Source organism: Brevibacillus brevis (assembly GCF_031583145.1).
GTDB classification, from domain to species: Bacteria; Bacillota; Bacilli; order Brevibacillales; family Brevibacillaceae; genus Brevibacillus; species Brevibacillus brevis_E.
This window is the reverse complement of record NZ_CP134050.1, coordinates 5,999,915-6,022,884: the sequence shown is the minus strand read 5'-3', so window position 1 is coordinate 6,022,884 and position 22,970 is coordinate 5,999,915. Positions and strand designations below refer to the sequence as shown.

General features: G+C 55.4%; 12 protein-coding genes and 1 pseudogene. 10 read left to right on the top strand and 3 right to left on the bottom strand.

Annotated features, from left to right (window positions below; genetic code table 11):
- Position 1 precedes the first annotated feature (1 nt).
- The 6 genes from RGB73_RS29520 to RGB73_RS29495 are packed head-to-tail and all read left to right on the top strand — an operon-like array spanning position 2 to position 11,471.
- A complete protein-coding gene (locus RGB73_RS29520) occupies positions 2-3,391 on the top strand; it encodes a tubulin-like doman-containing protein (protein ID WP_310767384.1) in 3,390 nt (1,129 codons plus the stop codon).
- Between the two features lie 34 nt (positions 3,392-3,425).
- Positions 3,426-5,774 carry a hypothetical protein gene (locus RGB73_RS29515; RefSeq protein ID WP_310767381.1) on the top strand — a complete coding sequence of 783 codons (2,349 nt, stop codon included), beginning with the start codon at positions 3,426-3,428 and terminating at the stop codon, positions 5,772-5,774.
- Positions 5,771-7,051: a vWA domain-containing protein gene (locus RGB73_RS29510; RefSeq protein WP_310767378.1), complete on the top strand. Its 1,281-nt coding sequence runs from the start codon at positions 5,771-5,773 to the stop codon at positions 7,049-7,051. Before RGB73_RS29515 ends, RGB73_RS29510 begins: the two co-directional genes overlap by 4 nt.
- Positions 7,052-7,068: 17 nt before the next feature.
- Positions 7,069-7,707, top strand: coding sequence for a beta-mannanase (locus RGB73_RS29505; RefSeq protein ID WP_310767375.1), 639 nt, complete (start codon positions 7,069-7,071; stop codon positions 7,705-7,707).
- A gap of 12 nt (positions 7,708-7,719) precedes the next feature.
- Positions 7,720-8,985, top strand: a complete 1,266-nt coding sequence (locus tag RGB73_RS29500; protein ID WP_310767372.1) for a TRAFAC clade GTPase domain-containing protein — start codon at positions 7,720-7,722, stop codon at positions 8,983-8,985.
- Complete coding sequence (locus RGB73_RS29495) at positions 8,985-11,471, top strand: GAP1-N2 domain-containing protein (RefSeq protein WP_310767368.1); 2,487 nt, start codon at positions 8,985-8,987, stop codon at positions 11,469-11,471. Before RGB73_RS29500 ends, RGB73_RS29495 begins: the two co-directional genes overlap by 1 nt.
- Before the next feature lie 62 nt (positions 11,472-11,533).
- Here the strand turns inward: RGB73_RS29495 and RGB73_RS29490 are convergent, their stop codons facing one another.
- Positions 11,534-12,124, bottom strand: a complete 591-nt coding sequence (locus RGB73_RS29490) for a cupin domain-containing protein (RefSeq protein WP_310767364.1) — start codon at positions 12,122-12,124, stop codon at positions 11,534-11,536.
- A gap of 128 nt (positions 12,125-12,252) precedes the next feature.
- Here RGB73_RS29490 and RGB73_RS29485 point away from each other — a divergent pair, with 128 nt between their 5' ends.
- Positions 12,253-18,246 carry an AAA family ATPase gene (locus tag RGB73_RS29485; protein WP_310767361.1) on the top strand — a complete coding sequence of 1,998 codons (5,994 nt, stop codon included), beginning with the start codon at positions 12,253-12,255 and terminating at the stop codon, positions 18,244-18,246.
- A gap of 25 nt (positions 18,247-18,271) precedes the next feature.
- On the opposite strand, the gene RGB73_RS29480 is transcribed toward RGB73_RS29485, so the two are convergent.
- A complete protein-coding gene (locus tag RGB73_RS29480; protein WP_310767359.1) occupies positions 18,272-18,631 on the bottom strand; it encodes a response regulator in 360 nt (119 codons plus the stop codon).
- A 234-nt stretch (positions 18,632-18,865) separates the two neighbouring features.
- Between RGB73_RS29480 and RGB73_RS29475 the strand changes: the two genes are divergently transcribed.
- Positions 18,866-20,281 carry an MATE family efflux transporter gene (locus RGB73_RS29475; RefSeq protein WP_310767357.1) on the top strand — a complete coding sequence of 472 codons (1,416 nt, stop codon included), beginning with the start codon at positions 18,866-18,868 and terminating at the stop codon, positions 20,279-20,281.
- A gap of 70 nt (positions 20,282-20,351) precedes the next feature.
- Here RGB73_RS29475 and RGB73_RS29470 read toward each other — a convergent pair.
- Positions 20,352-20,519 (bottom strand): annotated as a pseudogene (locus tag RGB73_RS29470) (ABC transporter ATP-binding protein); the annotation flags it as partial.
- A 146-nt stretch (positions 20,520-20,665) separates the two neighbouring features.
- Here RGB73_RS29470 and istA point away from each other — a divergent pair.
- Together istA and istB are read left to right on the top strand one after the other, a co-directional pair.
- Positions 20,666-22,171: an IS21 family transposase gene (gene istA, locus RGB73_RS29465; protein WP_024985199.1), complete on the top strand. Its 1,506-nt coding sequence runs from the start codon at positions 20,666-20,668 to the stop codon at positions 22,169-22,171.
- A complete protein-coding gene (gene istB, locus RGB73_RS29460; RefSeq protein WP_023555238.1) occupies positions 22,168-22,896 on the top strand; it encodes an IS21-like element helper ATPase IstB in 729 nt (242 codons plus the stop codon). Before istA ends, istB begins: the two co-directional genes overlap by 4 nt.
- Positions 22,897-22,970: the final 74 nt, after the last annotated feature.

Sequence of the window (22,970 nt, the reverse complement as noted above, 5' to 3'; positions counted from 1 at the left end):
TATGAAAGCAGTTGTGAGAGAACACATTCAGCAATTGGACGTATCGCTCGGCGGAGGAATCGTCAGCGACAAGATCCGGGTAGACACGATCGACAACCCGATGCTCGTAATCGGGATCGGCGGCACGGGCATCGATGCCTTGCTGCGATTGAAATATCAAGTCAACCGCCGCTTCAAGCTGCCGGTAGACCACCTGTCCAAAAAGCGCAAGGAAAAACCGGACAACATCGAGTTCATCGCATTCGAGACCAACGAGCACGACCGCAACAAAAAGTACAAAGGCATCGGCCTTGACCCCGTGACGGAATTCGTCCTGCTGTCCAATCCCGAGATCGGAGGCGTCCTGCAAAACCGCAGCATCCTCGAGCCATACATCACGGATTGGCTTTCTCCGGAGCTGACGATCACGGATGGCATCAGCGGGGCATCTGGCGTGAGACAGGCAGGCCGCTTGCTCCTGTTTACGAAAATTACGCAGGTCGTACAGACGATCGAAAAAAAGATCAAGATGCTGTGCGAAGGCACCAACAAAAAGCTGACCGTCTTTCTGCTGAGCGGGATCTCCGGCGGGACGGGGAGCGGCTGCTTCCTGGACATCGCCTACATCGTGCGGGGAATTTTGGAGCGCGATTTCGGCAGCGCCGGAGTGGACAAGGTCAACACGCTCGGCTATTTGTTTACCCCTGACGTGAATCTGTCCAACAAGAGCCTCAGCTCCCATACCCGCGACTACATCATGAAAAACGGCTACGCGGCGCTGAAGGAGCTCGATTACTGGATGAACGCGGACGAGCGGGGCGAGCGATTCCGCCAGCAGTACGGCAACGTCCTGACCGTGCAGTCGCCGATGCCGCCGTTCAACCTGTGCCATCTGATCTCCGCCACCAACCTGGAAGGGAAAGCGCTGGAAAACGCCTACGACTACTGCATGAACGTGACGGCGGAGAACATCACCAACTTCATGGCGAGCGAGGAAAAGCGCTCGGGCGAGGAGTTCGCCATCCATGACTACATCAGCAACATCCGCACGAACATCAACCAGATGCCGAAAGCGTACGCAGCCAACTATCAGTACAACGTCATCGGCGCTTCTTCCGCGGTGCTGCCGATCGAAGAAATGACGACGTACCTGGCCTACCGCCTGTTCAAGAAGATGGAAAAGATGTTCACGGTGGCTCCAACCCAAGAGGATGCGGAAAAGTTCGCCCGCAAGCTCGGCATCGACATCGACTCGATTTCCCGCAAGTTCGAGGAGCGCGTGCCGGAGCCTCTTCCCGGCTATGAAAACAGCGAGCGGATGAGCTACAGCAACGTCATCAGCCAGCAGGTCGTGAGCATCGACCACGAACTGGAGCAAGGCTACCTGGCCAAGGCCAGGGAGCAGTACATCAAGGCGAAAAAGCAGCTTCCCGGCGAGCTGATCGCCGTATTCGGCGACATGATCAAGCGGGTGTTCCTGCATCCGCAGCAGGGTCCGTTTTATGCTTCCCGTCTGATTCATTCGGACAAGGGCTTCTGCCTGCTGAAAATGATCCTGTCGTACGTGGAGAGCCTGAAGGCCAATCTGGAGAGCTTCCCGAGGGAAATCGAGGGCGCGAGAGAGACGGCCAACGAAAAGCTGGGGGATGCCCGCAGCGCCTTCATTTCCAAGGAGAAAAAGAAAAACATCTACATCGATGCCAAAATCAACGAATACCAGCTGCTGGCCGATCAGGAGAAGCTGGAGCATATGATCGAGTTCTACGAGGAGCTGCACCGTCTCCTGAACGCGGAAAACAACCGGATCTACAGCGTCTTTACGGAAGTGCTGAACACGCTCAACCAGATCTTTGAAAAGAACGGCGACATTCTGATCAATGGCGGCGAGGAAACGGACCGCACCGGCAACAAGACGTACTATTGGAATATCGTGGGCGTGCCGGACATCGCCAAAGTCATCGGGAACATTCTGGAGCAAAAGGATGCCGACGACCTGATCCGCGACTTTACGAGCGAGCTGCTGGAGCGCTCGGATCAATGGGTCAAGGAGCAGGAGCTGGACATCGTCAGCTCGATCTCGGACTTTTTGTCGGAGAAATTCGGCGAGCTGATCACCAAGTCGATGGAAGAGTTTTTGGTCATCAAGTACGGCCAGGACGAGACGCTGGACCGCATCGTGGAGCGCAAAATCGCCAGCAAGCTGGATGATGAGGCGATCCCGGTTTTCCACCTGAGCAACAACCTCGGCAACATGCACTTCCCGTCCTGGGGCTTCGTCTCGGTGCCGCTGAAAGCGCCGGCGATTTTGAAAGGGATCAAAAACTATCAGGATACCGCCATCAGCGGATCGCGCTTCACGGTCAAGGAGAGCGAGGTCAAAAACCGGATCTTCTGGCTGAATACCAAAAACGGCATTCCGCTGTTCGTTTACACGCCGCTGAAAGTGTACGAGGAAAGCTACGAGCGCACCATTTTGGATCGGGAGGGCATCGGACGCCACTTGGTGCAGACCGAGAAGAACAACTGGGCGTACCTGCCTTCGCCGATCCCGGAAAAGTCGTGGGGCGACACGTACCAAAACTCGCGGATCAAAGCGTACAACGCTGGCGTTCGCCGCCTGTTCGACCGGGCAATGGGCTACGGCAGCATTCGCGAAAAGGGCAGCGACAGCAAGACCAGCAGCCGGTATGAGTGCATCATCACGAAGCCGTTTGATCTGGCGTCTTATCTGGACGAGCGCGGGCTTGCAAAAGACAGCTCCAAGCTCAATCCGGGCGAAATCAAGCGCCTTTTGGCTGAGCTGAAAGGCTTCATGGAAAACGGCCTGGAGCGTGAGTACACCCGCGATATTTTCGGCAGCATCAACGAGGAAATGGCCAAGGAAAACCTGATTCGCTATCCGGAGCTGATCCGTCTGATGGAGGAAGAGGTACGCAAATACGAGGAAATCGAGCGTAAGATTGCCGAGCTCGAGCAGCTGGTCAGCGCGATGCAGGGGGAAGAGGAGCTGGTTACCCGTTTCATCGAGGCGCTGTACACCGGAACCATTTGCAAAAAAGGCGCCCTGTACGTCTACGACAAGGATGAAGAAGAAGAGGCGTGGGAGCCGTTCATCAACCTGATGAAGGTGACGAAGCATGTGGAATTCGCCCTCTTCGAGCAATTCCGGGCTCTCGACAACAAGCGGATGGCCGTGCTGAACCGCAAGGCGGCCAGAAGAAGCGATGCCATGACCTCCGCAGAGGATACGTCGGCTCTGGTCCAGAGCCTCGACGAGATCGCCGCCGCATTCCAGGGAGCCAAAAACGATCTGGAGTACGACCGCGACGAGTTTGTAAACGGGGAAGAGATGTACCGTTTTTACAAAAAAGTGTGGGCAAAAGTGAACGATATGCGAAAAACGCTTCAGTAATCACTGGGAGAATCACCGATAGGCGGGGAGAAGCATGAAGGATTTGATTGAACAATTCGCAGGAGCATACACCGCGGAATTGGAAGGACAACTGGATGGCGGAAACGGACAGCGAAGCATTCAAAACCCGGTGCTCTTCCTCTTTATCGGGGACAAAAGCGTGGAATCGCTGCGAACTGTCTGCGGCATCCATGCGGCGAAATGGCAAAACAGCCAGGGGGTTCTCTACGTGCACGCGTACCACGAAGAGACGTGGGAGCACCCCCAGGTATTCCCGTGCCGGCTGCCGAAGAGAGAGTTCCGCAAACAGACACTGCGCGCGGAGATGTACGAAGAGTTTTGGCAGGATGAATCGCAGGTCATGGAGATCAACAGGCTCATGAGGCAGGTGAGCATCCGCGTGGCCGAAACGGGCAAGCAGTTTCCTTCCTTCCAGCAAGTCAACATCGCGGTCGTGACGCGTGCGGATGACCCGGCCAACGTGCTGCTGCCTGAGCTGACTTTGCTTCTGAAAAGCTATTTGCAGGAAATGTTCAAAACCGTGTCGGCCGATTTGTACGTGCTCCTTCCGGAAAAAGGCGGCGGGGAGGGATTTGGCTTCTCCTCAGCCCTCGGCGTGCAGTTTCTGGAAGAGCTCGACCGGTATCAGCGGGGAGATTACCGCTACCAGGCCGACTTGATCGTGACGGAGGACGGCATCAGGCTTCCTGTCCAGCATTCGTACGGTCCGCTGTTCTCGCTGGCATACCTTTTGAGCGACAAAACCGAGCAGGGGCTGTTTTTGGAGGGTGGCTTGTCGGAGAACGACGAGCTGATCAGCAACCTCGTCTTGCTGAACAACAAAGAGGCAGAGCTGGCCTTTCGCGAGCACAGCGAAAGCTACAACAAGCTGCAGTTTATGCGCAGCATTAGCTTGGAAAGCGGGCGAGCCGCCTTTGCGTCGGCCGGATTGTCCAAGGTGAAGCGCCCGACTCGTGCCATCGCACTCACCGTGCTAGCCGCCGTCTTCGACCGTTATCTGGAGCGGCTGAAGGAGGGCGACAGCCTTCCGAAGACAAAGGCGCGGGAAATGCTCGGACTGACGGCTTTCGATGTGCAGAAAGCGATCGGGAACGTGCTGGAGGGGGAGGACGCGCTAGCCGAAATGCAAGGCCTGATGACTTCGGGCGTCAGCTACCGCGAGCTGTGCAGCATGAATTTGCGGGAAGCGGAGCTGGCCCTGTTTGACGGCACCAGCCAAAGCTTTTTCGAGAGCCGCATAGAGAAGCAAGCCCATGAGAAGCTGAACAGCGTACTTGCGAGAGGATCGCTGGAGACGCTTCTCCTGCAGGAAGTCATGGAGCAGGACCGTCACGGCATCTATGCGGCGTATGAGCTGACCTCGGAACAGTCCACCGGGGCCAGTCTCCTCGGCGAGCTGCGAACGGGAATCAAGGAAACGCAGCGGCAGCTGGAGCAGGCGAAAGCCGAACTGGAGGAGCTCTGCCAGCAGCGCGTCGATCAGCAGGAACTGCGTGTGGGCGGTTTTTTTACCCGGGACAAGGAGAGGGTTCGAACCTTGGTCCGTCACCTGCTTTCCAATGTGTATGGAAAGAAGCTGGAAGTGCTGGAATGGGAGCTGACGCTGCGGCTTTTGCAAGACTATGAGCGGCAGACCATCGAGCTGCACAAGCGGATCGGCGAGCAAATCGCCCAGCTCCAGGAGCTGCAGACCCAGCTGCGAAGCATCGCCCGGAAAAGCGTGCAGGATGCTGCCGACTACCTGGGCAAAAACATGGACGAGTATTACGAGACTGTGGTGGCGGAGACGTTCCGGGCGCAGGAGACACAGCGCGGCGACGGGTTTTATCTCGACCCCCGGCATCTCGGCAACAGCTCGCTTTTGTATCTGCACGGAACCCGCGGCTTGGTCGAGAGGCTCTGTGCTTTTTGCCGGACGGAGATTTTGAGCCGGTCGCCTTTCGCGATGTCCTTCGAGGCGGAGCTGCTCGCGCGGGCCAATGTCGCGGCTGCCTACGAAAATCGGACCGTCCTTACGAGAGAAGAGCTGTTTTCCGACCTTTCCGCTGTCATGGAAGAGCGGGCAGCCGTTCACATCGAGGTCTTTCACTTTTTGCAAAAGCACCGGTACGAAGAAAAGCACTGGTTTGCGGACGTGGACAACGACTTCGTTCAGTACGTTTTGCGCGAGGAGAAAGGGGCGCGGACGTACAAGCAGGGCTGCATACACGAAGCGCGAAAGAGCGGTATTGAAAAATTGAACCTGATGGGTGGATTTGGCCTGGAAGACTTGATGTATTACCGGAACAACAAGAAGTACCATTCTTCCTACGTGGAAAGCGGATACGTCTTTCACCGCCAAGGAAAGGAGGAATTGTCATGACGCAGCGAAAGCTCAGCCTGCTCATGGTGATGTGCAGCTTGATCGGCGGGGCGATCGGATTCGTGGCGGGAGAAGTGATCCTGTCCCGTCTCTCCGACGCACTGCCGCAATGGCTGCTGATGGGTCTGTACTTCGGACAGTACGCGTTGTTCGTCGGGGGGATGTGTCTCTTGGCGGAGATGATTTCCCCGCGGCTGAACGGGCAGGGCTGGAAGCAGCGCTATCTGGGAGCTTCATGGAAGATGCTGGTGCCCAGCACCTTCGTGATGGTCGGGGTGGCAGCCATGCTGCTGCAGCTGCTTTACGGATCTTCGTTTCAAAAGGGAAGCAGTACGGACAACATCGTCCTGCTTCTGGACACGTCCGACAGCATGAGACAGACCGACCCGAACAATCAGTTGTTCAAGGCGGCAGCCGATGTGGTGCGCAAGATGGACAGCGACATGCAGATTGCAGTTATTACCTTTAATGATCGTACCGATGTACTGCAGCCGCTCGTCCAGCTCAGCGACCAGAGTGTCAAGGACACGGTAATCGCCAAGCTGGAGAATCACGCCGGTCCAAGCGGCGGCACGCAGATTGAAGAGGCGCTGCAAGCGGGACTGGAGCAGCTGCGGGCCGCCGGGCAGCTCGGGCAGGGCAGCACCGTAGTCCTGATGTCGGACGGATACAGCCATGTCGATCTGCAGACGGCGCTGGAGCCGTACAAGCAGTCGCAGCTGCATATCCATACGGTAGGAATGAGCGAGGTGGACGCCAACGGGACGTACCTGCTGCAGCGGATCTCCGAGGAGACGGGCGGCAAGTACTTTAATGTCGACCATGCCGAGGAACTGTCCGGCATTTTCGGTCAAATTTACGACCTGAGCCGTCAGGACCGCAATCTGGTCTCGGAGCGGACAGGTGCGGCAGCGGACAGCGCTTTGTACGCCAGCCTGAGGGTCATCGGCATGACGGTGATCGGGGGGCTGCTCGGACTTGCGCTGGGCCTGATCTTTGACAACCGCCACCTCGCCAAAAGCTTTACCATCGGAGGCGCCGTCGCAGGGGTCCTTGCTGGACTGCTGCTGGAAACAGCGCTGTCCTCCGGCTGGTTCGATACAGTCATCCGCCTGCTCGCCTGCGCTCTGATGGCGGTCGTGATGACGCTGTTCACCGCGTTTGTTCCTGCTGCGGCCGGCGGCGGACAGTCTTTCCATAGTAGGCTGCGGGGCAAACGTGATCCCGCCCGGCTGACGGAGTCCGGGCATCGGGCAGGAAAGCGATTCGATCTGTAAGAGTAGGAGCATGATGAATGATGATCAAGTGGGAAGAGACAACCCAGCTCTCCATCAAGGATGTCGTCTGTCAGCTGCAAGGAAACGAATACGTAATCAACTGGCACTGGGGAGAAGAAGTCCCTTGTGTCTACGTCCATCGCTCCCGGTACGAGGAGCCGTTTGACATCAGCCGAATCGACGAGTACGAGCTCAAGCTGTACACCCGGGAAGAGTACAAGGCGCACAAGGGACTGCGGGAGAAGCACGAGGGGATCGGGCGGTACACCTATCGCATATTCCCGTGCCGCCTGGAAAACGGGCGGCCCGTCTTGCTTGTGCCAGCGGGCGAATCGCATATTGTCCACGTCCGTACGGGGAAGGCCAAGATCTATTATTCGTTCAAGCGGGGGCGCAGCTGGTTCCGTTCCTATCAGCCCGTTCAGATTCGCATCTTTTCCGAGCTGCCGATCCCCAAGGAAGCACTTTGCTACGTCAAAAAGGAAGGCGCTCCTCCCGCTCACAAGGATGACGGCACACAGTATCCTTTCATCCGGGATCTGGAACCGGGCGTCAACCTGCTGCCGGAAATCGAGATCAGGAAGACGGATGTCATCCGCCTCTTTTTTACCGATGGAAAAAAATACGGGGAATTGTACGAACTGATTCCCGAATAGGAGGGGAGCGACATGCTGACCTTTTTGAAAAGCATGTTTGAAAAGAAACAGCCAGCCAAGGAACGGCTTCCTTTTTACGATATCGTGTGTCCGTACTGCTTTGCCAAATATTCGCCTGACCAGGTCGTCTTTCGCGCTGCCCATCACCGTCAGGACGATGAGGACTACGCGCTTCAGGAAGACGAGATCCTCAACCATTATCGGGACAAGTTCGGGCTGGATGCCATCGACGAGCTGGAAGCCGTCATCGACCCGGAAGCGATCCCAGAGGAGCATCATCTGTATGTGGACAACGTCCTGGTCGGCGTGACCGATCGATACGGCATCGTGACCAAGCGCAGGCTTTGTCCGAAGTGTCACAACGAGCTGCCGATCACGGCGGGAAAAGCGCCGAGCAACATCATCTCGATCGTCGGAGCCTCGCAGGTCGGCAAATCGGTCTACATGACATCGCTCATCCATACGCTGCAAAACACGACGGCCAACCATTTCCATGCGGCGTGCATGCCGCTCAACGCCCAAATCAGCCGGAAATTCCGCGAAAACTACGAGGCTCCGCTGTTTGAGCGCGGCCAGCTGCTGGACTCGACCCAAAAGGAAAAGCGCCAGGAGCCGTTCATCTTTCAGTTCATCTTCAAAGACAGTGAAAAAGCGCCGCTCATCCTCGTCTTTTTCGATGTGGCCGGCGAGGGAATGGTCGACCGCGAGTATTTGGAGCTGTATGCGGCCCACGTGAAAAACTCGTCCGGCATCCTGTTCCTCGTCGACCCCTTGCAAATCAGGACGATCCGCGACAGGGTCATGCTGCGCGCCGGGGACGAGCCGGGAGAATTCGCTGCACGGTACGACGAGCCGCGCGAGGTCGTCATCACGCTGTTTGAGAACTTCATCGGCTACCAGGAGCAGAGCAAGACGAGCATTCCGACTGCCGTCGTCCTGACCAAGAGCGACATGCTGCACCACATCAAGGAAGACGATGGCGAGTACATCAAGCCCAACAGCAACGTGTTCCGCAATTTCGTCCACCAGGAATACCTGAATACGGCGGAATTCGAGAATATCAACGGGGAGATCAGCCGCTTCATCGAGAAGGTGGATCGGCCGTTCAAGGATGCCTTGGAAGTCTATTTCACCAATACGGCCTATTTCGCTGTATCCGCGCTGGGCAGCAACCCGGTCAACCAGCGTGTGAGCGGAGTCGTGACCCCGATCCGGGTCGATGAGCCGTTCATCTGGCTGATGCATCAGCTGGACTACATCGAGGGGAGGGAGCGGTAGTGAGCCGTCAGCCCATTTTGCAGCAGTACTACACCCGAGGGCGGCAAGGCGTATTCCGTTCCAATGAAGGCTATGACACGGTCGCCAAATCGCCGGGTCTGGACAACACGTTCATCAAAAAAGTACTCCACCCGTTTTGCGTTTACGATGCGCCCCGAGAGCTGCAGGAGAGGGCCGCGAGCGACCCGGCGCTCTACCCGGAAGCTTTCGTGTCGTTTCGGGCAGAGTCGGGCGAGCTGGTGATCGGGCGCAGCGTATTCGTGGGAGCTGATTTTACCGGTCAGCGCAATACGTTTTTCAGTCACAACTACGTCATCCCGGCAGAGAGGCGCGAGGAATTCATCAAGGACCCTGCGAAGCTCTTCGGCATCCAGGCTTTTGCGAGCCATCATGAAACGGCGGCAGGCAAAGATTTGCCGCCGGTGCTGGAACTTCCCTATCAATCCGGCATGCCGAAGGATCCGAAACAGTGGCTGAGCGGAATCGGAGTGGACGAGCGGACATTCAAGCAGCTGCTGTACGCACTGATGGTGTCGCTCGGTTCGAAGCGAAAGGTCTACGTCAGTCTGAATGGAGATGTGAGGGAAGCCTCCGCCGCAGCGCGCCGTTTGCTGGAAGTGCTGTCCGGCTGTCTTCCGTATGAGATGCGCAGGCATCTCGGCTTTGTCAGTTACTCGAGCGAGCCGCAGAGCAAAAAGCACATTCACGTCATGTTCGTGGAAAAGGGCAGCATCCGCCCCGGCAGCGGCATCAGTGAGAAGGACTTCCTGTTCGATCTGGCCTATGGGCGCATCGCGCAGGTCGATTGGCAGGAGGGGGTCCACTCGTATCTCGACTTTGCCTGGGAGTACCTAGGCCAGCAGCGAGTGCTCGACTCGTTCCATGCTTTCTGCGAGGAGGTGCTGGCGGGGGCCGATCCGGATATGCGCCTGCGGCTGGTCACCTACTATGAGCTGTGCGCTCTGTATGAAATCGAGAAAGGGCAGATGGCCAAGCACGAGCAAAATCGGGCCGGCATTTGGCAGGTGCTCCATCGCTATCTGAGCGAGAGCGGCCTTGTGAACAAGGAAAGGCTGCTGCAGCTGCGAACCGTCCTGTTTCGCGAGGAAGCGGCGGCGCTGGCGGCCAAAAAGCTGCCGGAGAGCGAGTCCATCAAGCAAATGCTCGCAGCGTACAGCGCGATCCCCAAAGAGCCGATTTCCACGGAGCTGGTCCTGTTTCTGATGGATGTGCTGCTAAAAGGAAAAGGGGCGAGGAGAAACGCGTACGTAGCGGAAGTGTACCGGTATCTTTCCGGCAGCCCAGAGCTGTTCGGATATGTGATGCGAACCGTTTTTGGGCACAAGCAGGTCGTAAAGCCCCTGTTCGAAGATTATGCGGTGGAGCGTTTGGCGTCGTTTTCGCAAATCGGACCGACCCTGCAGGAGATCGAGTTTTGGGCGAATACGGCCCCGCAGGCTCTGCGAAACGCTTCTTTCATGACCGCCGCGAAGGACAAGCTGCTTGGACTGTTTGCCGCAGAAGGGCAAAAGCTGCAAGCGGCGCTGCACATTCACGACTTTTTCGAGCGTCTGGAGGGTGCGGGAGGCTATGCGGACCCGTTGTTGGACGAGCTCGACAAGGCCTTGCTCAAACAGCTTCGGCTGGACAGTCTGGCGTGGGGTGACTTCGCCCAAGTCGTGGTGCTTTTGGAGGAAAAACCGCAAACCTTTTTTGGCGAGCTGGACCTCGAGAGCCGCCAAAAGCTGGAGCACATTCAGAAGCTGGCGATCCTGGCTGGCAATCGGGACGTGCCTTTGCCGGAAGACTTCTTTCGGGGATGGGACGAGCGGGAAATGGCCATCCAGCAGAAGCTGATCGGATCATTGTTGGATACGTCTTTGGAGCCTGACAGCTTTCCGCTGGTGGCACTTGTGTTTTACCGGGCCGAACTGCAAGGGCAAGATTCGTTTGCTTATGCGGACATGCTGAAGTACGTATGCGAGCACGGCGGGGAGGAGGTCCTCTTTTCCTTTGTGCAGTGGAGCATGAAGCAGCGAATGTTTTTTACAGGCAAGTACGTGGCCCCCGGATATCGGCAGGCTCTCAAGGGGCTTCTGCTCGAAGGAAAGGGCAGAAGACTGCGCGACAAAGAGTGGAGAAAGCGCTGGTTTTCTGTCCGTCATGCCGACTTCCGCAAGCTGCTGGAGGAAGTGCGCAGCGAGACGGCGAGCCCGATCGTAAAGCTGTTTCAACGGAAATCGACGGCCTGGCTGAGCTTGGCCATCCTGATCGTGGCTGGAGCTGCAGGCGGCTATTTGCTGTTTCAGCCTGACTCCTCGGCCGATTTGACCCCCTTGCCAGCAGAAGGGGTAGCCACTGATGAGCCCGGTACATCGGGGGCGGAGGGCAGCACGGAGGAAGCGGCTTCGGCCAAGTTCATCCCCGCTTACCAGCTCATGCTCGAACCGAAGATCTTGCCGGTGAACGCTGTGCAGGAACGGTAGGGCGCATACGCGAATACGGAAACAGGCATCCTGGCTGCGAGGCGGTCAGGGTGTCATTTTTGCTAGACGGATATTTTCTTCTCTTGATCGGATGGGATATAGTATTTTTCCAGGGACTTCGCTGCACCTGTCCGTGCGGAGAGCTTGGCCAATGCGCCAAATATCCATTTTTGCAGGGAAAGCGGCAAGAAAGGAAGGTAAAAGGCCCCCATCTCGAAGATGGTACCCAGCAGCAGGGGGTTTTTCGGGACGTACTGTTTCAGGAAAGGCATGTAAAAGCTGCGGCCGTCTGTATCCAGGCCGTATCCGCACCGCACAAACGCCTCGAATCTAGCGGCTGGCCTGATCTCGATGTTGAAGCTGACAAATTGGTCGGATGGATTGTAAAAACGGTGAACCTTGTCCAATGGAACGACGGCTTTATCTCCCGGCTTCAGCGTGGTCTTCTTTCCATCGACAGTTAATTCCAAATTTCCGGTAATCCCTTCAAACGTTTCTACCAATTCGGTATGATAGTGAAGGAAAATCCCCTCCTTGGGTGGAAGATCTGTACGGAAGAGCAAATATTCCCCATTTGTCTCTTCGGTCGTTTTCAGAAAGGTAACGGTCTCCCCTGTGTGGGGATTGCTGACAGAACGGCTTAAACTTGACATTATTTTCCTCCCATTTGCCATTTCGATATAGACTCTTTATGTCAGAATATAATATAAATATAGATGATTCCAAAGCGGCGAACAATACAAAGACAAGACCAAAGGCCTATCCAAATGGAGTGAAAGATATGAGCGGCAAGCTAGCGGTTCCCGGTTACAGGATAACGGAAAAAATCTCGCATTTTGCAAATAGGGGCATCTATCGTGCAATCAGATTGGCAGACCAATTGCCTGTAATCATCAAAACACCGCAGAAAGGACTCCCGCGCAACGATTCGATATGGATGCTCAAGCACGAGTATCGCATATTGGAGTCGATCCACTCGGGTGCGGTCGAATCAGTAGTGGAGCTCTACCAGGACGATAGGGAGACACTGCTGATTACGAAAGATTACGGCGGCTTGCCGCTCTCCATTTTGATGAAAAGTCGGGAAATGACGCTGAGGGAGAAGCTCACCATCGCCCTGAATGCGGCCCAGGGCATGAGTGCGATCCATCAAAATCGCGTCGTCCATAAAGACATCAACCCAGCACATATTATGGTTCATCCGGACACGCTGGAAGTCAAGCTGATCAACTTCGGCTTGTCGACCAGACTTCACCAGGAGTACCAGAGCGTTTTGAATCCGAAAGAGTGGCAAGGAAATTTGCGTTACATATCGCCTGAGCAAACAGGGAGAATGAACAGGACCGTCGATTACCGTTCGGATTTCTATTCGTTTGGGGTCACGGTCTACGAGTTGCTGACAGGAAGACCTCCGTTCCTCTCGACTGACGCCTTGGAGCTCGTCCATGCCCATATGGCGCGAAAGCCCACTCCCCCGAGCCAGATTCACCCTTCCATTCCTCCCGTTTTGTCCGATCTCGTGCTTAAGTGCTTATCCAAAAACGTAGAAGATCGCTATCTGAGCAGTGCGGGGCTCATCGCTGACCTTCAGCAATGCCTGGCACAATTGCAGGCAAGCGGAGATATCAAGCCGTTTCCGCTGGGGAAGCAAGATCGTACGGACCAGCTGTACCTATCCGAAAAGCTGTACGGACGCGATGCGGAGATGGAACTGCTGACGGAATCGTTCGAGCAGATCAGTCATGGCGCCACGCGGCTGGTAATGCTCAGCGGCAGTGCGGGAGTAGGCAAGTCGGCCTTGGTGCGGGAGGCGCAAAAAACGTTTTTGCAAGGAAAAGGGAGGTTGATCTCCGGGAAGTTCGACCCGTTTAAGAAAAGCGTACCGTACTCCGCCATCCTGATGGCCTTTCAGGAGCTGATCCGGCAAATCCTTGCGGGGAATGAACGGGAGCTGTACATGTGGCGGGAGACGATCCTGGAAGCCATGCAGGGGATGGGCCAGGTGATCGTGGATGTCATTCCGCAATTGGAGGCGGTCATCGGCAAGCAGCCGCCGCTGCCCGAAGTCCCCGCCATGGAAGCCAAAAACCGCTTTCAAATCGTCATGCAACGGTTCGTCCGTATTTGGGCGAAGCCTGAGCATCCGCTGGTTCTGTTTTTGGACGACCTGCAGTGGGCCGATCCATCCTCGCTGTTTCTCGTCCAGGAGATGATCAGCGATTTGCAGGTCAGCCACTTTCTGCTCCTGTGCGCGTACCGGGATCACGAGGCCAGCTCTGCCAATCCATTGATCCGTGAATTGATCGAGCAAGGCAGCCGGAGCAGCATCTTACGGCAAGTGATGCTTCCTCCACTGCCAGCCGATGAAATCACCCGGTGGCTGGCCGATTCCTTCCAGGCCGAGCCAATGGACGTGGAGCCGTTGGCGTTGATCGTACACCGAAAGACGGCAGGCAATCCGTTTTACACCCGTCAATTTTTGAAATCGCTGTATGACAAAGGCTTGATGAAGGTGAAAACGGATGAGGGCAAGTGGACTTGGGATATGGAAGAAATCGAAAGGCTGGAGGCGGCTGAAAATGTCGCTGATTTTTTGGTGGAACGGATGCGGCTGCTTCCGCTGCTGACCCAGAAGCTTTTGGCGTATGCTGCCTGTCTGGGGAACCACTTCTATTTGCACATGGTGGCCAAAGCCCGCAATCAAAAGGAATCGGAAGCGGTACGGCACATATGGCCGGCGGTAGAGGAGGGACTCTTGTATCCGCTGGAAGGAGACAGCTATTTGGCGTATGCCGCTCTGGAGGATGACGATCCTGCTGTCCATGCGAAAGTGCATTTCACGTTTTTGCACGACCGTATTCAGCAAGCGGCTTATTCGCTTCTGTCGGAGGGCGAACGCAAGATGGCTCACCTCAAGCTGGGGAGAAAGCTGATGGAGCTGGCCCATTCCCATGAGTCGGAGCTCCTTTTTGAAATATGCAACCACATGTATGAAGGCATCGAGCTGATCGACGACCAGGCGGAAAGAATGCAGGTGACGCACTGTCATTTGCTGGCCGGTCAAAGAGCCATGCTGTCCACAGCCTTCGACGTCGCTCTGAGATTTTTTCGGCAGGGGATAGAGGTCCTCGGCGAGGACGGCTGGGAAACCAACCGCCAGTTGGCGGTGGAGCTGTACACCTCAAGGGCGGAAGCGGAGTATTTGTGCAATGACTTCGAGACGGCCGAAAAGCTGTTTGCGCTCGTCATGGAGCATGCGGAGACGAACATGGAGCGGGTACGTATTCTCGAAATCCAGCTGCACATGTATACGAGGCTCGCGAAGTTTCCGCAAGTCGTCGAGCTGGCCAATCACGCATTGCAGCTCCTGGGTGTGCCGATCCCGAACAAGCCGGGAACCATCGATATCATCAAGGAAATGTGGCAGATCAAATGGATCTTGCGAGGCCGCAAACCGGACGAGCTGCTCTACATGCCGAATGTGCCCGAAGAAAACTACCGAATGGCGATGAACATCATCAGTTTCGCAGGTCCTTCCTCGTACTACGTCGATATGAAATGGTTCGCCCTGACGATTTTGCGAGTGCTTCACCTTTCGCTCGTGCACGGCAACGCTCCGGGCTCGGCCAACGGCTACACCGGATACGGCATCGTACAGGTCTCCCAGTTCGGAAATTACCGGGAAGGGTACGAATACGGGCTGCTTGCATGCAGCGTGGCCGAGAGCTTTCACGATCCTCTCGCCATGACGAAAGCGTACGGTGCGTTTGCCTTGTTGATCAACCATTGGCGAGAGCATGCCAAAACCAACATTCCGCTGCTGAAAAAGGCGATTCAGCACGGCCTGGAGGGCGGGGGGAACATTTACGTCGCCTACAGCGCCCACGGGTTGTTGGAAGCGATGCTGTACTGCGGCTCCCCCATCGAGGAGCTGCGCCAGCAAATCCGGGTATATGACGATCTCATCTGCCAACTCAAGGTGGTCGACCACGATGACCGGCTGCTGTTGCTGAACCAGGCGCTGCACTGCTTCTCCAGCCGGGAGGGAGGGGACCCCACCGCATTCTGCGAGGACGGCTTTGACGAGTCTGCCTACATCGCAGGCTTGCGAAAAGACGGGACGAACTACAAGCGCTACATGTACCATTACTACAAATCGATGGTGCACCTGATGTTCGGGAACTATCGGGAAGCGGCGCAGATGACGACCGAAGCCGAGCAATGGATGGAGTCGGTCAGCGGACAGCTGCTCGTGAGCGAGCATGTGTATATGCAGACGCTGGCCCTGATCGGGCTTTACCCGCAGGCATCCTGGCGGGAACAAAGATCGTACAGCAAAAAAATCAAGATCAATCTGACCAAAATGAAGAAATGGGCAACGAGCTGCGAAGAGAACTTCCTTCACAAATATTGCCTGATGAGTGCGGAGTGGGAGCGGGTCACGGGGCATCCCGAAAAGGCGGCCGGCTTGTACGAGCAGGCGATCCAATCGGCAAAACGGCACGGTTTTTTGCAAAACAGAGCCATGGCGTACGAACTGGCTGCCAGGCACTACGCGGCTATGGGCATGGATACGGTGTCCCGCGTTTACCTGGCGGAAGCCCATTTCGCCTATACCCAGTGGGGAGCATTTGCCAAAGCTCGCGCGATGGAAGAGCAATACGGCCTCGGGCTGGATCGCGCAGACAGCCACCATTCCGCGGCAGGCATGGATACGGCAGGGGACACGCCCGACATGGTCGACCTCATGGCTGTCATCAAGGCGTCCCAGACCATCGCGAGCGAGATCAAGCTGGATAAGTTGCTGTCGACCATGCTTCAGACCGTAATGAGCAACGCAGGGGCGCAGCGAGGTTTCTTTCTTTTGAAAAAGGATAACGAATGGTTCATTGAAGCGGCAGGCAGCATCGACGAGGACATCGAGATCCTGCAATCCCTGCCGTACGAACAGGCGAATCTCCTTTCCGTCGCGACGGTCAACTACGTCATGCGCACCGAGGAGATGCTGGTGCTGAATGACGCAGCGGTGGAAGCCATCTTTTTCAAAGATCCCTACATTACGAAAAACAAGCCGAAGTCCATTTTGTGCGCGCCTTTGTGGCAGCAGGGCAAAATGGTCGGCGTGGTCTATCTGGAAAATAACGAATCAACGCACGTATTCAACGAGAGGCAGACCGAGCTGCTACGTCTTTTGTTCTCCCAGATCGCGACGTTCATCGAAAACGCCAGGCTGTACCATCAGCTGGAACAGTGGAACCAGTCGCTGGAGAAAGTAGTGGCAGAACGGACGATCGAGATCGAAAAGCTGCTTCGGGCCAACAAAAATTTGTTGAATAACGCGGGACAAGGCTTTTTGTCGTTCTGCAAGAACATGTACGTCCATTCCGAATACAGCCGCGAATGCGTTCGGATGTTCGGGAAAGAAGTGGCGGGCCTTCCGATCGCGGAGCTTCTCTACCCGGACAGTCCGGAAGACCAGGCCTTTATCGAGTCCCTCCTGGAAAAGTATTTCCAGCAGGAAAACGACCTGCAAAGAGAGCTGTACCTTGGCCTTTTCCCGACGGAAGTCACGGTCAATCAATTGCCGCTCAAGATCGAATGCAAGCCGATCGATGAAGGGTGCGGGGAATATTCCGGCGGACTGATGCTGATTCTGACCGACATGAGCGAGCAGCGCGCGCTGGAGACCAAGATGGAGCAAGAATGGCAATGCCTGAAGATGGCCGTGACGGTAGCCATCAGCGTGGAGCTATTTCAAACAGTGCTGCGAAGCTTTTCGTCCTTCGCCAACGAAGAGTGGAAAGCCATATGGGCGGAGGAAGGCGAAATGTCCGAGAAGCTGTACCGGATGATCAGCCGCCTTCACCAGTTCAAAGGCGATTTCGGACAATTTTACTTGGTCCACACGCCGCCCCGGCTTCATGAAATGGAAACGAAGCTGATAGAGCTGGCGAAGCAGCAGGTCTTGGCTGCCGATGTAGAGAGCGAGATCCAAAGCGCGGTGGACTCGATGTGCACCGCCGTACAGCAGGATTTGGACCTGATGAAGCAGCAGCTCGGAGACGATTTTCTGGATCCGAAGGAAAACACCGTTTCGTTTTCCAAGGAGCGCTGGGGTGCTTTCTCGCAGCAATTGACTGCCTACTTGCAAAAAGAGGGACAGCCTGGATTGCTCAGTGAGTTTGCTTCTCTCCGCAACCGCCCGTTTGCGGAGCTGCTGTCGCGGTATGACGGGTACGTCGCCAGAGTCTCGGCAAGCCTGGAAAAACGCGTGTATCCTTTGCAAATCGAAGCGGATGACATCTGGGTGGATCCCGATCGGTTCGAGAAGTTTACGAACAGCCTGGTCCACGTATTCAGCAACGCGGTCGACCATGGGATCGAAACCGAAGAGGAGCGAATGGCGCAAAACAAGGAGAGCTGGGGAACCATCCGGTGCCGGGTCAAACAGGAAGGATCCGAAATGCTTCTGACGATCTCCGATGACGGCAGAGGCGTGGACGTGGACTCTCTCAGAACGATCGGCAAGGAAAAAGGATGGGGAGAAGTGAGTACGGAGCAAGAATGGCTGGATTTCGTATTCGCTGAGGAGGTCAGTACGAAGCAAGGGGAGGTCAGCGAGGTGTCAGGCAGAGGAGTCGGTCTGGCCATCGTAAAGCGGGAAGTGGAGCGGCTGGGAGGAACAGTGGAGATCTCCACGAGAAAGGGAGAAGGCACGCTCGTTCAATTCCGGATTCCCTTGAAAGCAGAGGAAAGCTGCTTGCAACGAATATAACGATGCCGTTCGGAAACGCCCTGCTTTAGATCAGGGCGTTTTCAATGGCGACCAGCAGCGTTTCTTCGTTGATCGGCTTGATGATATAGTGCGTGGCACCGGCTGTCACAGCTTCAAAAACGAGCGGCTTCAGTCCGTGCGTACTTACCATGATAATCTTCGCATGGGGAAACCTGCTGATAATCATTTTGACTGCCTCGATCCCGTTCATGTCAGGCATGTTGATATCCATCGTCACCAGATCGGGCTGAAAGACGGCGTATTTCTGATAAGCTTCCGTTCCTCTTGTAGCTTCTGCAATCACCTGATGACCAGCTCGTTCCAATATTACCTTCAAGTATTCTCGAACAACCAAGGAGTCATCAGCAACAAGTATACGAGCCATATTCCCTCCTGAAGCGCCTCATGCCGGAAAGTGGAAAAATTCACTCTAACCATAACATTCACGTGAAAATGGCTGCAAGAGAATTGTAAAAATTCCAGCATGGGAAGAGAAGGGGAGCGTCCGTGATTTCCCCATATAAACTTCGTGTAAAGATGTGTGCCGATCGACTCCCAAAAGGCGGGCGATGATGTAAAATGGCCTATGGAATACACACTGGTGAGCGAAGGTGACATCATGGAAGCACAACCCCTGCGGGAAAAGGATGAGGCGAGCGAAGACGGGAAGCTTGGCTTGTTCGCTTTGACATGGCCCATTTTTTTGGAGCTGTTTTTGTTTACGCTGATCGGGATTACGGATACCTTCATGCTCAGCGGGCTGTCCGATGAAGCGGTATCGGCGGTGGGAGCCGTGAACCAGTTCATGTTTATCGCGATTCTGGTTCTGGAGGTCATCGGGAACGGGGCCTCGATTGTGGTCGCCCAGTACATCGGCTCGCGAAAGCTCCAAGAGGCAGGGAAAATTGGAGCCAATGCTGTGACTCTAAACCTGCTGATCGGGCTGCTGATGAGCGTCGGCTTCCTGCTGTGCGGAGACGCGCTGCTCCAAACGGCCAATCTCCAGGGCAATGTCCTCGTTCTGGCACAGTCGTACACGGCGATTGTCGGAGGAGGCCTGTTTTTGCAGGCGATCATCAACACGCTGGCCAGCATGATTCGGACCTATGGATATACTCGGGAAAGCATGCTCATTTCCTTGGGCATCAATATCGTGCACGTGGCAGGCAACTACTTGCTGATTTTCGGGAAGTTTGGCTTCCCGCAATTGGGAGTGGAAGGAGCGGCTATCTCGACCGTGCTTAGCAGGGGGCTGGGCCTGGTCGTCTTCTTCCTGGTTTACTACCGGCTGGTCGAGTACAAGGCGACATGGAAGGATTACACGGCGATCACCAAGTCGTACGTGGGTAAAATCTGCAGAGTGGGGATCCCCTCTGCATTTGAGCAAATCACGTACAACGCCTGTCAGTCTGTCTTCCTCTACTACGCTACCTTTTTGGGAGCTGCGGCTCTCGCGTCCAGGCAGTATGTGCTCAATATTTCGATGATGATTTATTTGTTCAGCCTGGCAATCGGTATGGGAACGGCCATCATCACAGGAAGGCTGGTTGGAGCTGGCAGACCGGAGGAGGCGTACCGGCAAGTATGGAAGAGCTTGCGGTGGGGGTTTGTATGTACAGTGATCGTCAACATTGCTGTGATCGTCTTTCGGGAGCCGATCATGGGGCTCTTCACCGCCGATCCAGACATATTGCGCATCAGTACCCAAGTGATTCTTCTCAGCATTTTGCTGGAAACAGGCCGGGTGTTCAACATCATCCTGATCAATTCCTTGCGTGCGGCCGGTGACGCCAAGCTGCCCGTCTATATGGGACTGATCTCGATGGTAGGAATCAGCCTGCCGCTGGGGTACGTCCTGGCGTTCCATGCCCATCTCGGCCTGGCAGGCATCTGGCTGGCAGTCGCCGCGGATGAATGGATTCGCGGGGGCGTTATGTTTTTCCGCTGGCGCAGCAGGGCGTGGGAACGCAAAAGCCTGGTCGATCCCCCCAAGGAGGCGAGCCGACAGCTCGGAACGGATGTGCCGGCTGGCTGAGGGATGGAGTAAACAATCGAACACGAAGTGCGAAATGCCGTTTTCTTCGCGAGGGGAGCGGCATTTTCGTTTACAGGGGAGTGAGCTGCGGAAATTGCAGTTCATAGAGATGTCGGTAGCGGCCGTTTTTGCGAACCGATTCCTCATGCGTTCCCCTTTCGACGATGGCCCCCTTCTCGAGCACCACGATCTGGTCAGCCTTCTGGATCGTGGACCGGTGGGCGATCACCAGACAGGTGTTTATGGCAGGATAAAAGTGCAGAGAATTGCGGCGGAAAACTGCAGAGTTCCACCGCAATTCTGAGGCCATGAAAAAGGCACTTGCCAACATCCCCCTACAAAATCTACCCTTGGATTTGGCGAAAATCTGAGGGAGTGAGAGGAATGTTGAAAGTGCCACAACAACAGTATATCCGATTTTTGCGAGAAGTCGAAGGGTGTTCGATTCAGGAAATTGCGGAACGTGTCCAGGTGAATTGGCGAACCGCCAAGAAATATGCGGATCGCGACGATTGGAATGAACCGGTATGCAAGCGAAAAGGCCGCCATCCGGTGTTGGGACCGTACTTAGAGATTATTGACACATGGCTGGAGGATGATGAGCGTCTTCCACGCAAGCAACGCCATACAGCCGTCCGCATGTTTCAGCGGTTACGGGATGAGTACGGCTTCCCTGGCGGGCAGCGAACGGTATCCGAATATGTCTCCAAACGGAAGAAAGCCATGGCAGCCGAACGAGCCGAACATTTTGAGCGTTTGGAGCATCCAGGTGGAGAAGCTCAGGCTGACTTCGGGACGGTGTACGTGGTCAAGTCGGGAGAACTGGTGGAGCGGAAAGTATTGACCCTGTCGTTTCCGTACAGCAATGCCGCCTTTGTGTTCCCGGTTCCGAAAGAAAACACGGAATGCTTTCTGGAGGCCTTAGGGCGGCTATTTCAGCAAATGGGAGGGGTTCCTCGCAAGATTTGGTTTGACAACTTGTCCGCTGCTGTTGTGTCCATCCAGCAAGGCGGAAAACGAGAGTGTACGGAAGCGTTTCGGCGTTTCTGCGCCCATTACCGCTTTGAGCCCCTGTTTTGCAATCCATACAGCGGCCATGAGAAAGGCCATGTGGAAAACAAAGTGGGGTATGGACGCCGGAACTGGTGTGTTCCGCCACCGGTTATCGATACGCCGGAACAACTGGAGACGTATTTGGCGGAAGCTGCCCGTGCGGATATGCAGCGCCCTCACTATGTGAAAAAGCAAACCATTGCCGAGTTGTGGGAGCAAGAAAAATGCAAGCTGCTGACGCTGCCGACGACACCGCTGGAGATTTTCCGGCTGGAGACGTGCCACCTGAACAAATACGCTGAGCTGTCGTTTGACGCGGCTCTCTTCCCGTTGCCGCAGTGTCGGGCCATGCAGCCGGTTTTGGTGAAAGTCAAGTGGGATGTGCTGGAGGTGTTAACGGCAGACGGGACATATACCCCGATTGTGACATTGCCTCGTCCCTATACGGAGAAAGTCATTTCAGTAGATTGGAAGGCGGTATTGAAGAGATATGAAAAACGCCCGCGGGCGGTGATGTATTCTTCCTTTACCAACATGATGCCTCAGGCGCTCCAAACGTTTTTGACGGTGGAAGACATGAATGCACGAAAAGCACGAATTCGCCTGCTCCATCGATTGCTCGACACCTATACGTTGGAGGAAATCGGGCAAGTACTGGGAGAATTGTCGCATCAGCAAGAGCATCTGGCTGTTGCCTTGGAGCATGCCCTTTACGCGATAAAACACCCTGTTTTCCGCCCGGAACCGTTTTCAGAGTCGCATACACCCCCTGCCCTTCACGGGCAGATACCCATGCTGGATGAGTACGACCGGATCCTGGGGGTGAGGGTGGAATGAGAGAAGAGCTGGCAAAGGTGTGCAAAACTTTGCATTTGGCGCATGTGATGGAAACCTATGAACAGGTGCCGTTTGAAGATCGGGAGAGCTTCTTGCTGGGAGTCTTGCGGATGGAGATTCAACGGCGGGAGGAGACAAAGCTGAAGCGACTGATAAAGAAAGCCGCGTTTCCCCAACTGAAGACACTGGAAGATTACGCTTTTGAGGCAGTCACCTTACCGGAAACATGTACAAAGGAGGGATTGATCGACCTACGTTTTTTGGAGCGCAAGGAAAATGTGCTGATGCTGGGAAAAGTGGGCACGGGGAAGACCCATCTGGCAACAGCGCTTGGCGTAGAGGCGTGCCGAAGGGGATATGCCGTTCGATTCTTCCGTGTTCCCGATCTGGTTGCGCTCTTGCAGGAAAAACACGCGAATGGGGCACTGATGCGGTTTCAAAAAGAACTGGCAGACTGTGAGTTGTTGATTTTGGACGAGGTTGGGTTTGTTCCCTTTCACCAAACGGGGGCTGAGCTGTTGTTTCATGTTATCTCGGCCTGCTATGAGAGAAACAGTGTGATTGTGACGTCGAATTTGGAGTTTGGGCAGTGGAATACGGTGTTTGGAGATACGCGATTGACGGCAGCCCTTGTGGATCGCCTCGTCCACCACGCCCATATTCTGGCGTTTACCGGAGAAAGCTACCGACTGCGCCATGCTCTATCCAGCATGAAGTCTTCCTAAATTCTTTTGTATTGATGTTGGCAGTGTTCTGCATAAATTGGCCGCCAAACTCTGCATTTTTGAGTTGCAAAATA

What these genes read in the sequence shown, in the direction of transcription:
- RGB73_RS29520 (WP_310767384.1), top strand. Translation starts at nt 2, where the DNA reads ATGAAAGCAGTTGTGAGAGAACACATTCAGCAATTGGACGTATCGCTC.
- RGB73_RS29515 (WP_310767381.1), top strand. Translation starts at nt 3,426, where the DNA reads ATGAAGGATTTGATTGAACAATTCGCAGGAGCATACACCGCGGAATTG.
- RGB73_RS29510 (WP_310767378.1), top strand. Translation starts at nt 5,771, where the DNA reads ATGACGCAGCGAAAGCTCAGCCTGCTCATGGTGATGTGCAGCTTGATC.
- RGB73_RS29505 (WP_310767375.1), top strand. Translation starts at nt 7,069, where the DNA reads ATGATGATCAAGTGGGAAGAGACAACCCAGCTCTCCATCAAGGATGTC.
- RGB73_RS29500 (WP_310767372.1), top strand. Translation starts at nt 7,720, where the DNA reads ATGCTGACCTTTTTGAAAAGCATGTTTGAAAAGAAACAGCCAGCCAAG.
- RGB73_RS29490 (WP_310767364.1), bottom strand. Translation starts at nt 12,124, where the DNA reads ATGTCAAGTTTAAGCCGTTCTGTCAGCAATCCCCACACAGGGGAGACC.
- RGB73_RS29485 (WP_310767361.1), top strand. Translation starts at nt 12,253, where the DNA reads ATGAGCGGCAAGCTAGCGGTTCCCGGTTACAGGATAACGGAAAAAATC.
- RGB73_RS29480 (WP_310767359.1), bottom strand. Translation starts at nt 18,631, where the DNA reads ATGGCTCGTATACTTGTTGCTGATGACTCCTTGGTTGTTCGAGAATAC.
- RGB73_RS29475 (WP_310767357.1), top strand. Translation starts at nt 18,866, where the DNA reads ATGGAAGCACAACCCCTGCGGGAAAAGGATGAGGCGAGCGAAGACGGG.
- istA (WP_024985199.1), top strand. Translation starts at nt 20,666, where the DNA reads ATGTTGAAAGTGCCACAACAACAGTATATCCGATTTTTGCGAGAAGTC.
- istB (WP_023555238.1), top strand. Translation starts at nt 22,168, where the DNA reads ATGAGAGAAGAGCTGGCAAAGGTGTGCAAAACTTTGCATTTGGCGCAT.